At 53.1% G+C, this 13,799-nt stretch carries 11 protein-coding genes; 5 read left to right on the top strand and 6 right to left on the bottom strand.

The genetic code is table 11. From position 1 onward, the window contains the following. Positions 1–38: 38 nt before the first annotated feature. Positions 39–245 (top strand): DUF5957 family protein, encoded by a 207-nt coding sequence (locus M891_RS0103355; protein WP_016312513.1) that lies wholly within the window; start codon positions 39–41, stop codon positions 243–245. Here M891_RS0103355 and M891_RS0103350 read toward each other — a convergent pair. Next, positions 242–1,138, bottom strand: coding sequence for a LysR family transcriptional regulator (locus M891_RS0103350; RefSeq protein ID WP_016312512.1), 897 nt, complete (start codon positions 1,136–1,138; stop codon positions 242–244). The genes M891_RS0103355 and M891_RS0103350 overlap by 4 nt on opposite strands. 135 nt (positions 1,139–1,273) lie before the next feature. Between M891_RS0103350 and M891_RS0103345 the strand changes: the two genes are divergently transcribed. Further along, complete coding sequence (locus tag M891_RS0103345; protein WP_036699285.1) at positions 1,274–2,686, top strand: MFS transporter; 1,413 nt, start codon at positions 1,274–1,276, stop codon at positions 2,684–2,686. A 121-nt stretch (positions 2,687–2,807) separates the two neighbouring features. Further along, positions 2,808–5,000: an alpha-galactosidase gene (locus tag M891_RS0103340; protein ID WP_028537818.1), complete on the top strand. Its 2,193-nt coding sequence runs from the start codon at positions 2,808–2,810 to the stop codon at positions 4,998–5,000. Between the two features lie 61 nt (positions 5,001–5,061). Here M891_RS0103340 and M891_RS0103335 read toward each other — a convergent pair whose 3' ends face one another. The 3 genes from M891_RS0103335 to M891_RS0103325 all read right to left on the bottom strand — a co-directional run bounded on the left by M891_RS0103335 (position 5,062) and on the right by M891_RS0103325 (position 7,824). Further along, positions 5,062–5,508 (bottom strand): carboxymuconolactone decarboxylase family protein, encoded by a 447-nt coding sequence (locus M891_RS0103335; protein ID WP_028537817.1) that lies wholly within the window; start codon positions 5,506–5,508, stop codon positions 5,062–5,064. A 59-nt stretch (positions 5,509–5,567) separates the two neighbouring features. After that, positions 5,568–6,467: an RNA polymerase sigma factor SigJ gene (sigJ, locus tag M891_RS0103330; protein ID WP_028537816.1), complete on the bottom strand. Its 900-nt coding sequence runs from the start codon at positions 6,465–6,467 to the stop codon at positions 5,568–5,570. 106 nt (positions 6,468–6,573) lie between these two features. Next, the gene (locus M891_RS0103325) at positions 6,574–7,824 is read right to left on the bottom strand and encodes a methyl-accepting chemotaxis protein (RefSeq protein ID WP_028537815.1); all 1,251 of its coding nucleotides are present in this window, start codon (positions 7,822–7,824) and stop codon (positions 6,574–6,576) included. A 249-nt stretch (positions 7,825–8,073) separates the two neighbouring features. On the opposite strand from M891_RS0103325, the gene M891_RS0103320 reads away from it, so the two are divergent. Together M891_RS0103320 and M891_RS0103315 are read left to right on the top strand one after the other, a co-directional pair. Continuing rightward, positions 8,074–8,526, top strand: coding sequence for a MarR family winged helix-turn-helix transcriptional regulator (locus tag M891_RS0103320; RefSeq protein WP_016312506.1), 453 nt, complete (start codon positions 8,074–8,076; stop codon positions 8,524–8,526). Further along, positions 8,516–10,036: a DHA2 family efflux MFS transporter permease subunit gene (locus M891_RS0103315; protein WP_028537814.1), complete on the top strand. Its 1,521-nt coding sequence runs from the start codon at positions 8,516–8,518 to the stop codon at positions 10,034–10,036. Before M891_RS0103320 ends, M891_RS0103315 begins: the two co-directional genes overlap by 11 nt. An 88-nt stretch (positions 10,037–10,124) precedes the next feature. Here the strand turns inward: M891_RS0103315 and M891_RS0103310 are convergent, their stop codons facing one another. Beyond that, positions 10,125–12,566 carry a GH36-type glycosyl hydrolase domain-containing protein gene (locus M891_RS0103310; protein ID WP_028537813.1) on the bottom strand — a complete coding sequence of 814 codons (2,442 nt, stop codon included), beginning with the start codon at positions 12,564–12,566 and terminating at the stop codon, positions 10,125–10,127. Positions 12,567–12,668: 102 nt separating this feature from the next. Beyond that, positions 12,669–13,721 (bottom strand): LacI family DNA-binding transcriptional regulator, encoded by a 1,053-nt coding sequence (locus M891_RS0103305; RefSeq protein ID WP_016312503.1) that lies wholly within the window; start codon positions 13,719–13,721, stop codon positions 12,669–12,671. Positions 13,722–13,799: the final 78 nt, after the last annotated feature.

The following is a 13,799-nucleotide window of genomic DNA, read 5'->3' as shown; positions in this document are numbered from 1 at the left end:
AAATCAAATCTTCGACAGAATTTAGGAGGAACTTTACGATGAAAAAAACACTTTGGTTTGTTGTTGCCTTGATCGGTGGTTTAATAGGCGGGTTGGTACTCAGTGAAATCATTGCGATCAGTGCGGTTACCTTGCTTCGCGGGGATCTCTCCTGGCTCAGAGGCATCAAGTACTTACCGCTGGTGACTGCGGCGTTGGCCGGCTTCTATGTACTGAAGCGGCCGCCGCGCGGCAGTCATCGCTAAGTCGCAAGAGGCAAAGCCTCGCTGAAATATTCGTTGAGGAACTGACGGAAGCGCCGTGCTGCTTCAGATAAGTAACGCCGTTCCAGCCAAGCAACGGAGTAAATGCGCCGGCAATCCGGGCTTTCGATGCGCAGCATCGGGTAGCCAGGGCGTTCATCCTTCCAACAGGCTGGCATGAACGCAACGCCTAATCCCGCTTTAACGAGGCTGCCCAGCGCGCTGGGTTCATCGACCTCGCACACGATGCGCGGACGGAAGCCTGCAGCATGGCAGAACGATTCGTTGATTTTACGAAACGGATGCCCCGTCTTATATTCAATAAAAGATTCATCCGCCACATCTTCGAGGCGGATGCTTTCGTGTTCCGCCAGCCGGTGACCGGGGGGGAGCGCTAAGAACACTTCGGCATTTAGCACCGGTTGCTCGCACACCCCCGGATAATCCAGGGAGGAAGCGGTGAAGCAGAGATCGACCTCCCCGCTTTCAAGCAGTTGGATCATCTCTTCATCGGATGCGGGAGACGTCTGGAGAATCCGGAAATTAACCTCCGGATAAACCTCGCGAAAGGCTCCCAGCGCCCCTGTAATACGCCCTAGCGCATTGGTCGCCAAATGGATGCTGCCGCGCTCCATCCCCGCCAGATCTGCCACCTCTCGGCGCCCTTCCTCCAGAACATCCAGCGCGGTCTCCACTTTTTTCAGAAAAGCTTTACCAAAAGCGTTGAGCCGAATTTGACGGTTCTGTCGATCAAACAGCGGCACCCCCAGATCCTCCTCAAGCCTGGAGATCGTCTTACTGAGCGCCGGCTGGGCGATATGCAGCTCTTGGGCGGCTCGGGTCATATGCTCCAAACGAGCAACAGTACGAAAATATTCCAATTGCAACAGCTCCATCTCGACATCAACTCCTTCTGGTTTACTTTAATCGATAACCTCAAGTGTATGAATATATAATTTAATATATATTTTTCATTATTATTATTCAATCATACAATAAGTGGTGAGGAGATCGATAGGAGGGAGATTGCGATGAAAAATGCTGTTTCTACCGGCATATCTGCTGCGAGTGAAAAACTGATCCGCATCTTGGCGTTTACAATGACTTTATCATCCATGGGCGCCACGCTTTTTAATATCGTACTTCCGGATATAAAAGAGGAATTTGGCTTGTCCGTGGCTCAGGTCAGCTGGGTAACCACAATTTATGGACTGATTTATGCCATCGGCTCGGTGATCTATGGGAAATTGGCCGATGCTTTTCCATTGAAAAAACTGCTGACCTTTGGATTTATCCTGTTCTGCCTTGGCTCATTAATCGGACTATCGGCGCAGGCATATTGGATGGTCTTGCTAGGCCGCACGCTGCAATCCGCTGGAGCCTCTGTCGTACCAGCTGCAGCGATGATTATACCGGTGCGGTATTTCCCTGCGGAACGCCGCGGATACGCGCTCGGAATTACCGCTACAGGACTTGCCATCGGCGGCGTGCTTGGGCCTGTTGTATCTGCACTGCTAGTGAGTGTAGTTGATTGGCGATGGTTGTTCTGCGTGCCGATGCTGATGCTGGTGACGTTGCCGTTTTACCGGAAATACCTCAGCGATGAACCGCTTCAATCCGTCCAAGTCGACTGGCTTGGGGGAGGCTTGCTTGCCGGTACGGTTACATTGTTATTGCTTGCGGTGACCTATGTAGGATGGGAGCTGTATGTCGGCAGCTTCATCGGGTTTCTGCTGTTTGTATGGCGCATTGTGCGTGCCCGGCAACCGTTTGTGAACCCGCGGCTCTTTCGGAATGTAAGCTACTCGTTTGGTCTCATGTTGTCAGCGATGGTTATGGGGATTGGGTATGCGCTGCCGTTCCTTACGCCACAGCTGTTGGCTGAAGTCAACCGGCTTCCTGCCGTTTGGATCGGATTTGCGATGGTGCCGGGGGCTGCCGCTTCGGCCATCCTTGGACGGAAGGGAGGCAAACTGGCGGACGCCAAGGGCAATGCCTTTGTGTTTTATCTGGCGTCGTCGTTGCTCATTAGTTGCTTCTTGCTTTACTCCGGGGGGTCCGGGGCACCGGCGGGTTGGGTTGCCGCGATTCTCATTCTTGGGAATGTGGGGCAGATGTTCATGCAGTTAGCGTTGTCCAACACGATATCCCGCACCTTGCCCAAAGAGCTGACGGGGGTTGGCATGGGGATGTTGTCGATGCTGAGCTTCTTGTCCGGCACGGTGGCCATCAGTCTTTACGGCAAAGCTGTAGATTTCGGAGCGACGTCACATTGGAATCCGCTAAATCCATTTGAGGGTTCCGCCGTGTATTCCAATGTCGCCTTGGTATTGGCTTTGCTGCATATCGGCATCCTGCTGTCCTACCGTTATTATGCTCGGCAATTTGGAAGTGCGACGAAGCCTTTGCTGAGCGACAGAACGAGTTTGGCGAAGCCAGAATAAATCACAAATATCCATATAGAAGATCACTTTATTCTCGTTACTCCTCCTGGGGTTGATAGTAGAATGGAAGAAGATGAACGCCATTCCAATTCAGATAAGAAACCTACCAGGAGGATCGAGAATGCCTATCTTTTTCGATGAAGCGCAAGGTCTCTTCCATTTGCAATCCCGCAATACAAGTTACATCATTCAATTGGTTCACGGGTATCCTGCCCACGCTTATTTTGGGGCGAAGCTGCGCCATGGCAGCAACCTCGATCAGCTGCTGACCTTCCAGGAACGCGCCTCATTTAGTCCGAACCCGATCCCTGAGGATAAGTCCATTTCACTGGATTCTCTTCCGCAGGAATATCCGCAGTACGGCACAAGCGATTTCCGGAGTCCGGCTTATCAGGTGCGGCTGGCGAACGGTACGCGGGCCACGGAGTTGACGTATCGCTCCCACCGGATTGTTCCGGGAAAACCGGCGCTGGAGGGGCTGCCTGCCGTGTATGTCGAGCAAGACCATGAGGCGGAAACGCTCGAGTTGGAGTTGGAAGACCGTGTTTCTGGACTCGTCGTTGTGCTGAGCTACACCGTGTTTGCCGAGTTTGACGCCATCGCCCGTTCCGCTCGGCTGACGAACGGAAGCAGCGAGCCGCTTCAACTGGAGCGGGCGCTCAGCGCCTCGGTAGATTTCCCGGATGCAGCTTACGACGCATTATATTTATCCGGCGCTTGGGCGCGCGAACGCCATGTCCAACGCAGACGGCTCGCTCCTGGTGTGACCGGAATCAGCAGCCGCCGCGGTTCGAGCTCCCACCAGCAGAACCCGTTCCTGGCGCTGTTGCGGCCGGATGCGACAGAGCAGCAGGGTGAGGTCTATGGCTTCAGCTTGGTTTACAGCGGCAGCTTTACCGCTGAGGCCGAGGTGGAGCAGTTTGGGACAACCCGGGTTCAGATTGGGATCAATCCTTTCGACTTCACGTGGAAGCTGGAGCCGGGCGAAAGCTTCCAAACCCCGGAGGCCGTGCTGGTATATTCTGCCGAAGGGCTGGGAGGCATGTCCCGCACCTATCACCGGTTGTACCGGACTCGACTCTGCCGCGGGCAGTTCCGTGACCAAGAACGGCCAATTCTCGTTAACAACTGGGAAGCAACGTATTTCGATTTCAACGCGGACAAAATTGAGGCGATTGCCAAGGCGGGCAGCGAACTGGGCATCGAGCTGTTTGTGCTTGACGACGGCTGGTTTGGTCGGCGCGACCGGGATAATAGCTCGTTAGGCGACTGGTTCGAGGACCGCCGCAAGCTGCCTGATGGACTAGCGGATCTGGCTCGCCGCGTGAAGGACACCGGGCTGCAGTTTGGCCTCTGGTTCGAGCCGGAGATGGTCTCCTCGGACAGCGACCTGTACCGGGCGCATCCTGACTGGTGTCTGCATGTTCCGGATCGGCGGCGTACGGAAGCTCGCGACCAGCTGATTCTGGATATGTCGCGCAGCGATGTGCGCCAGTATCTGTATGAGCGCTTAAGCACCATTTTTTCGACGGTACCGATTACGTATGTGAAGTGGGATATGAACCGGAACATGACGGAGATTGGTTCAGCAGTCAGCCCGGCGGAGCGGCAAGGGGAGGTTGCCCACCGTTATATGCTGGGGCTGTACGAGCTCCTCGAGCGTCTGACTAGCGAGTTCCCGCATATATTGTTCGAAAGCTGCTCCGGCGGCGGCGGCCGATTTGATCCAGGCATGCTGTACTACATGCCGCAGACTTGGACGAGTGATGACACCGATGCGGCGGAGCGCTTGAAAATTCAATATGGCACCAGCATCGTATATCCGGTGTCGACGATGGGCGCACACGTCTCGGCGGTGCCAAACCATCAAGTTGAGCGGACAACGCCGCTGACGTTCCGAGGGGATGTAGCCATGTCCGGTAATTTTGGTTATGAGCTAGATCTTACTCGGTTTACGGAAGAAGAGAAGGAGACGGCGAAACGTCAGATCGCCATTTACAAAGAAATCCGCGGATTGGTGCAGCAAGGGGATCTGTATCGTCTGCAAAGCCCGTTCGAAGGCAATGAGACGGCGTGGATGTTCGTTCGCCCGGATCAGAACGAAGCGTTGCTGTTCTATTTCCGCGTCCTGGCGGAACCTAACGGCCCGCTGCGCAGTGTCAAGCTGCAAGGACTTGACCCGGCCAAGGATTACGAAGTGGTCGGAAGCGGCGAGGTGTATGGCGGCGACCGTTTGATGAACGCCGGCTTGTCCATGGCTTCGGTGCGAGGGGATTTCAGCAGCAAGATGATTCACCTGAAAGCAAAGCTATAAATATTGTAAAGACCTGAGGGAGGTTATCTCCTTCAGGTCTTTTTTTGCCGATTGTTCTCACCTAGTCACGGCAACCGGGGAACATCCCCGTGGAAATAGCGATGCGGTTCCAGCAGTTGATGACGTTAATCGCCAAGATCAAATCCATCGTTTCTTTCTCGCTAAAAAAGCTGCGAACCCGGTCGTATACCTCCTGCGGTACACCGGCATCGGCGATCCGGGTAACGGCTTCGGTTAACTCCAGCACCGCACGCTCTTGGTCGGTATAGCATGGGGATTCCCGCCATACGCTGACCAAGGCAGTGCGTTGCTCGCTTTCGCCAAGCTCGCGTATTTTCTTGGTGTGCATATCAAGGCAGTACGCGCAACCGTTGATTTGAGACGCGCGGATTTTGATCAGCTCATATAAGACCCGATCGAGGCCGCTCTCTGTGACTTGCCGTTCCATTTGGCTCATCGCCTGGTACACACTGGGGTTGGCTTGATAATGATCCATTCTGACTTTCATCCCTGATCCCTCCATTGGAAAATGATTTATGCTTACACAAGTAAGACAAGGGAAGGGAGTTATTTGTGACCAGGTGGAGGAGCGCCAATTAATTTATCAGGATTGCTGACCAAGTAGAACCGCCGGATTCGTCCTTGCGCATCCCCTTCAAACATGATGATGTGCACGACCTTTCCATCACGGTAATGAACCAAGCCTGTTTCCCCGTTGATCCGTGTCGGTACCCAGTCGCCTTGCAGAGTGCCTTTGGCTTGAATACCTTGCCAAAAGGCAATAACCCGTGCTCGGGAGAGAATCGGATTGATCGCTGCCCGAACTTTGCCGCCTCCATCAGAAATCAGCACCGCATCCTCACGGATCAATTCCAGCAGCGGGCCGAAGTCCCCGGTTTTTGCCGCTTTCAAAAACTCGCGGGACCAAGTCTCCGCCATCTGATCGTTAGCGGGGGCTGCGGCCATCGCGGGCTCCGATTTGACCTTTTGCCGAGACCGACTCAGTAGTTTGCGGCAGGCGACGACGCTTTTTCCCAAGAGGTCAGCGATTTCCTCGTATTCCATGGCGAACGATTCTCTTAGCACGAAGACGGTCCTCTCCTCGGGAGTCAGGCGCTCCAGCAACACCATAAACGCATAAGAGACCTGTTCTTCCCGCAGCACACGGTCAAGTTGCGTCTCCAGCCCCGGATCGAAGACCGGCTCGGGTAACCAGGGCCCGGTATACGTCTCCCGAGACAGCCGTGGCGATTTCAGCGCATTGAGACTGCGATTCACGACCGCGCGCATTAGATAAGATTTGGGTTGGCGAATGTCGTCCAGCTGCTCGTTCTGCTGCAGCTCGGCGAACACGTCTTGCACCAGATCCTCCGCTTCCGACCAGGAGCCGATCAGCCGGTAGGAGAGGGCGGTCATCGCATGTCGGTACTCCTGATAAAGCTGGGTCAAGTTGGTGGTTGTGGGCATGTGAAACCAGCCCTCCTTTCTCATTTCACTCTCCTTATCTTATCGAAAAAGTGAAAAATAACCCAGCCCCTTAGCAAACAAGGGACTGGGCGATAGGGTAGATCGATTAAAACTTGAAGATATGTATCGTCTTCTGCAACTGGAACACGGCATTCTTCATCGCTTCGGCCTCTTCGGCCATCGCGCGAATCGAAGTAATTTGCTCGTTCATCGATGCCGAGACCTGTTCCGTGCCCGCCGCCGATTCCTCGGTGATGGCGGAAATGTTCTGAATCGCCGATGAGATGTTCTGCGCACTCTCCAGCATCTCCTCGCTCTCTCTGGCGAAGGAGGCGATTTCTTCGCTAATATATTGCACGCTCTGTACAATTTCTTGGAAGATTTGCTCTGCTTCCTGGATCATTTCGCTTTGTTGCCGAACCACTTCTTCATTAATTTTAATGTTCTGTCCGGCTTGTTTTACGTCTTGTTCGATGCTGCGAACCAGGTTAAATACCTCTTTGGTTGAGGCGGTGGATTCTTCCGCCAGCTTGCGAACCTCGTGGGCTACGACGGCAAACCCGGCTCCGTGCTCGCCCGCCCGCGCTGCTTCAATTGAAGCGTTCAGCGACAGCAGGTTCGTTTGTTCGGCAATCTCAGAGATCGTTGCTGTAATTTTGGTAATGCCCTGCGCGTTCTTCGCCAAAGCCTCAATGGACTCAGCTACTTTCTCGGTCGCTTCGATGTTCTTCCGCATCCCGCTTGCTTGACGCGAGACGGACTCACGTCCACGCTCCACCAGATGAATCATTTCTTCGGAACGCTGATTCATCTCACGGGAGGCTTCGGTGTAATTGCTCACCTTCTGCTCAATCTCGCCAATCGCGTCCTTCATGCCGCTGACATCTTCGGAGATGGCGTTGGCACCAAGAGCCAGCTCGTTGGAGGAGTGGGTGACTTGGGTCATGACTTCAATCAGCTCCTGATTGCGGTCGGAAATCTTCCGGCTGGAATCCATTACCTTGCGGGTGATATCCGACGTTTCCTGGAGGATCTTGCGCAGCTTGTCCACCATGCTGTTGAAGGAGCGGCTGAGATCATCCATGCCTCCGGATTCCGAAATTCGACTGGTAAAATCCCCTTTGGCGATTTTGGCCGAAGCGCTGGTAATATCGTCGAATGAATCCGTAAGCGCTTTCTGGAGGTAACGCGAAAGCGGGAAGGTAAGCGCTGCCAACACGACGATCAGCAAGATACCGATGACGATATGTCCCAGCAGGATGAAGGCGAGCAGCGATGGTACGGCAAAGAGCGCGGCCACAAGATAACAGGCAGCGGAGATCTTTCCGGATAAGGGAAGTCGGTTGAACCATGTCATGGGATTCATGTCCTCCTTAAGTAATAGGTGAATTCTACCATGATTATATCATTCAACACGTCAGGGGTATAGAATGAAATCTTCCGCGAAATGCTATCCGAAGGTTGAAAATCATCCAATTTTGTCTATTGATAATATTTGTGATACCCATATTGACAATAAACTTGATGCTCTGTTAAATATAGTAATGGATTGTTTCGCATACGAAATATTAAGGAGTATAACTAATAGTTAAAGGATGAGCACCGTTTGGATCAGAAGCAACGCATGCATGAGATCGTGGAGTCCTTTCGCGAAGTGAAGAAAGCCTTTTACCAATTGCTATCCAAACAAGCTGAGCCTTTCGGCATCACCGGTATCCAGTTCATGGCTTTGAAACGAATTCATCAACATCCGCATATCGGGGTGACGGAGCTTGCTGAACAGATGCGATTGGGAAACAGCACGGTCAGCGGCGTGATTGATCGTCTGGTCAAAGCGGGGCTTGTAGAGCGCGGACGGGTGGACCATGACCGGAGAAACGTATTTTTGCAAATCACGGATAAGGGAATGGAGGTTTATCGGAAGACGGACCTCGAATATACCCGCGCGTTTTCGACGGTTCTGGAGGCAGCGGGGGAAGACATCGACCAGATGCTGCAGACCCACCGGAAAATTATCGCATCCTTAGAGAAAGTGAGAGAGGAAACCTATGAACAGTAATACTGCTGCTGTACCGGCTGTAAATTTCAAAAGATGGCCGATTGTCATGGCGTTATTAATCGGGGCATTTGTGTCCCTCTTGAACCAAACCTTGATGAACGTTGCTTTGCCGAAAATGATGGACGACTTAGGGGTCGGCCCGACGACCATCCAATGGTTAACGACAGGATTTATGCTGGTGAACGGCGTATTGATTCCGATCAGCGCCTTTTTGATGGAACGATTTACGACACGGATGCTGTTTATTTCCGCGATGGTCTTGTTCTCCGCAGGGACGTTCATTTGCGCAATCGGTTCTAGCTTTGAAATGGTTCTAATCGGGAGATTGGTGCAGGCAGCCGGCGCGGGTGTGCTGATGCCGCTGATGACTGTCGTATTCTTAACGATCTTCCCGATTGAGAAGCGCGGTCAAGCGATGGGGATGATGGGGATCGCCATGATCTTCGCTCCTGCGGTTGGGCCAACGCTCTCTGGTTGGATCATTGAGCATCATCCATGGAACGTATTATTCTGGATTATTTTCCCGTTTGCGATTTTATCGATTCTTCTTGGTGTGTTCTTTATGAAAAACGTAACCCAGGTGGGTCGTCCGAATCTGGACGTACTGTCGATTGTCTTATCAACGCTCGGCTTTGGCGGCATCCTGTATGGGTTTAGCGAAGCAGGCAGCACCAGCTGGGGCGAGACGGATGTCGTCGTCAGTCTAATTGTCGGCGTGATCGCCTTGGGCTTATTCCTGTGGCGTCAATTGAAATCCGATAAGCCGTTGCTGGAGTTCCGCGTCTTCCGCTACGATATGTTTACGCTGACGACGATCATCAATGTGGTGATCACCATGGCGCTGTATGCAGCGATGATCTTGGTGCCGATTTACCTGCAGAACATTCGCGGCTTCTCCCCTGTGGAATCCGGACTGCTGTTAATGCCGGGAGCGATCTTGATGGGGATTATGTCGCCGATTACCGGGATGATCTTTGACCGGATAGGCGCCCGCTGGCTGGCGGTCATCGGCTTGGCGATCACCACCGTAACAACCTGGGAATTCAGCAACTTGACCGTCGATACGACGTACACTCATCTCATCTTGATGTACACCGCCCGGATGTTTGGGATGTCCATGCTGATGATGCCGATTCAGACGGCGGGTCTCAACCAACTCCCAGCGCGGCTGAATGCCCATGGCACCGCGATGTCTAATACGCTGCGGACCATCTCCGGCGCGCTCGGAACCGCACTGCTCGTAACGATTATGTCCTCGCGTACCAAGGATAAGGTGGCTGAGATGATTCTCGCAGCTGGAATTAATCCGAAAGACCCGGCTAATGCGCAACAAGTCGCAATGATCACCCGGGATGCGACTATCAACGGGATTGATTTTGCCTTTGTCGTGGCGACAGGAATTACGCTGGTGGCTCTCATCTTATCGTTCTTTATCCGCAAAGTGCAGGTCAATAAAGAAGGTCAGGGAACTGGGAAAGAGGAAACCGGCATGAAGCCTGCGAAGGCTTAGTGAGTTCTCCCATAATTAGAAAAGGTACAACCACTCGATTGGAGCAGTTGTACCTTTTTCATTTTCGCACCTTATTGAGAACAGGGGCTTACCCAAGCTCAACCTCGACTTGGTGTACGCCGCCGTCGCCAGCCGGCGGAATGATGTTGCCTTGAATTGGCTGGCCATCCACCGTAATGCTGGCCACTCCTTTTTCCACATGATTCGGATTGCTTACGCGGATGACGTACGTGTCTCCACGGAAAACGCGGGTGATTTCGAATCCGTCCCATGCCGATGGAATGCAAGGATCCACTTTCAGTCCCTTGAAGTCCGCTTGCACGCCAAGAATGGCTTGCGTGATCGCTACGTAGTTCCAGGCTGCCGTCCCGGTGAGCCAGGAGTTCTTCGCTTCGCCGTGACGTACTGCGTCTTTACCGGCAATCATCTGTGAGTATACATACGGCTCCATCCGGTGGATTTCGCTGATGTCCTCAAGGTAGGCCGGGGCGATTTTTTTGTAGACTTCAAACGCCCGATCACCGTGGCCCAATACGGTTTCCGCAATCATAATCCACGGGTTATTATGGCAGAAGATCCCGGCGTTCTCTTTGTATCCTGGCGGGTAACTGGAGATTTCGCCCAGGTTCAGATAATACTTCGAGTACGGTGGCTGCTGCAGCACGATCCCGTATTTCGTATCAAGGCGCTCCTCAACAGAAGCAAGCGCTTTGGCGGCCAGGCCTTCTTCAACGCCAATACCTGCCATGACGCACATGCCTTGCGGCTCAATGAAGATTTGGCCTTCAGCGTTTTCTTTGCTGCCGACCTTCTCGCCGTAATGATCGTAAGCGCGCAGGAACCAGTCGCCGTCAAAGCCGTGTTCCAACGTCGTTTTACGCATTTTCTCCGTCCAATCCAGCGCTTCCTTCGCTTCGGATTCCAGCCCGCGGATCCGGCAGATTTCAGCGAAGTCTGGGCCTACGAAGACGAACAAGCCGGCGATAAATACGGACTCTGCTACGCGGCCTTCGATGTTCGCGGTCGTTTGGAACGACTCACCTGGCTCCTTGGAGAAGCAGTTCAGGTTGAGGCAATCGTTCCAGTCTGCGCGGCCGATGAGCGGCAAGCCATGCGGTCCCAGGTTGTGTACGACATGGTAGAAGGAACGTTTCAAATGCTCGAACAGCGTTGCGGTATTGTCTGGATTGTTATCGAACGGTACCTGTTCATCCAGGATACTGATGTCGCCAGTCTCCTTGATGTAAGCCGCCGTCCCCAGCACGAGCCACAATGGGTCATCGTTGAAGCCGCTGCCGATTTCGTTATTTCCTTTCTTGGTCAGCGGTTGATATTGGTGGTACGCGCTGCCGTCCTCAAATTGCGTAGCAGCGATGTCGAGAATCCGTTCGCGAGCCCGTTCCGGGATTTGATGCACAAAGCCAAGCAAGTCCTGGTTGGAATCGCGGAAGCCCATCCCGCGGCCGATCCCGGATTCGAAATAGGAAGCCGAACGGGACATATTAAACGTCACCATACATTGATACGGATTCCAAATGTTGACCATGCGGTTCAGTTTATCGTCGCTGCTTTGGATTTGATACTTGGACAACAAGCCGTCCCAGTACGCAGCAAGATCAGCCAAAGCGCGGTCAACGTCGGCGTCTGTTGCGAATTTCTCGATCATCTCGAGCGCTGGTTTTTTGTTGATGACGCCAGCGGATTCCCATTTCTCTTCTTCCGGCACTTCGACGTAACCGAGAATAAAGATCAGGCTTTGCGTTTCGCCTGGAGCAAGCTTCAGCGTCACTTCATGCGAGCCGATCGGGGACCAGCCGCTGGCGATGGAGTTGGAAGCTCTGCCGGCAACAACAACCTGCGGTTCGTGCAAGCCATTATACAGTCCTACAAACGATTCGCGGTCCGTATCAAAGCCGTCGATGTCGCGGTTCACAGAATAGAAGGCATAGTGATTCCGGCGCTCACGGTATTCCGTTTTATGGTAGATGACGGAATCCAGCACTTCGACTTCGCCGGTGCTCAGGTTGCGTTGGAAGTTAGTCATGTCGTCCTGAGCGTTCCACAGGCAGAACTCGGCAAAAGAGAAGAGAGAGACCTTCTTCGTCTCGGTACTCGTATTTTTCACCGTTAAACGATGTACTTCACCGTTGTAACCCAGCGGAATAAACGCCAATTGCGTGACCGAAATGCCGCCGCGTTCTCCGGTGATCGACGTATAGCCCAAACCGTGTCGGCATTCGTAGAAATCCAGCTCGCGTTTGACCGGCATCCAGCCCGGTGTCCAGAAATCGCCGTTGTCATGGTCGCGGAGATAGTAGTAACGTCCACCGGTATCCAGCGGAATGTTGTTGTAGCGATAGCGGGTCAAACGACGCAGGCGCGCATCGCGATAGAACGTGTAACCGCCGGCCGTATTGGAGATTAGACCGAAAAATTGCTCATTTCCAAGGTAGTTAATCCACGGGTAAGGGGTTTGCGGCGTATGAATCACATACTCTTTACGCTGATCGTCAAATGCTCCAAATTTCATGAACAGGAACTCTCCCTTCGTTTGTGAACGCGCGTTTATTATCATGAGAAAAGGTTCCTCCGGCGATCATTTGAAGATCGGGGAGGAGGGTAGGGTGTTTGGTTATTTCGCCGGGGGTTGACAGGAATCCCGGATCACCAGACGAGTTGGAAAGCTGACGGTGCTGAAGGTGGGCTGCTCTGCTTCGCATAGCTCGATCACTTTCAAAACGGCAGCCTTGGCCATCTCATCGATGGGCAGCCGAATGGTCGTCAGCTTCGGCGTTACCCGGGAAGCGATTTCGACATCGTCAAAGCCGATGATCGACACATGCTCCGGAACGCTGATCCCTTTTTCCGCAAACGCTTCCATTGCTGCGATGGCCATATCGTCGTTAGCGCAGAATATGGCGGTTGGCCAATTTCCTTGCTCGATCAGCCGATGAGTCTCGCGGTAGGCGCTATCCTTCAGAAATTCGCCTTCAAGGATATACGCTTCATTTAGCGGCAATCCGTGCTTCTTAAGCGTGTGCTCATAAGCTAAGTATCGCTCACGGCCCGAGTAAGTATTCATGCTGCCTTTCAAAATGCCGATGTCACGATGCCCGAGCTCGATCAAATATTCAATCGCTTGGACCGTACCTTCGTAATCATTGGAGTTGATGACTGCCAGATGATTTTTGTTCAGGCGTTCGGTCATAATTTCTGCAATGTCATAATCGACGAGCACTAACGGCGCTTCCTGATCCACCATTTCCCGAACCAGCTCGATGTCCTTCTGCGTACCGACTAGAATTCCGCCATCAATCCGCTTCTGCAGGAACGCTTGCTTCACCTTTTGGAAGTCGCCCGGCGAATAAACGGTATGAATCAGTACATAAAATCCGCGGGCATTGGCCGTGTCGACGACCATGTCGACGATTGGGGCAAAATAGCTGTTCTGATAGATGCGGCTAGTATCTTCTTTCTCTGTCATGCTGATGGCGAACAGGCCGATCGTATCCGTCCGTTTGCCGGCGAGCGCCCGGGCAAAGCTGTTCGGTTCGTAATGGTGCTGCTCAATGACGCGGAGCACCTTAGCCCTCGTTGCTTCCGGAACGTTCGGATAGTTGTTGATCACCCGTGAGACGGTGCTGCGGGACACCCCGGCCAGTTTGGCGATGTCTTCACTGCGCATAAAGGTTTGTCCCCACTTTCGTAAACGCGCGTTTATAGGGTTATTGTATAGCATCCCCTGCAATTAATCAATTATGAA

Source organism: Paenibacillus sp. J14, assembly GCF_000518465.1.
Taxonomy (GTDB): domain Bacteria; phylum Bacillota; class Bacilli; order Paenibacillales; family Paenibacillaceae; genus Fontibacillus; species Fontibacillus barengoltzii.
This window is presented reverse-complemented; position numbering and strand designations above follow the sequence as displayed.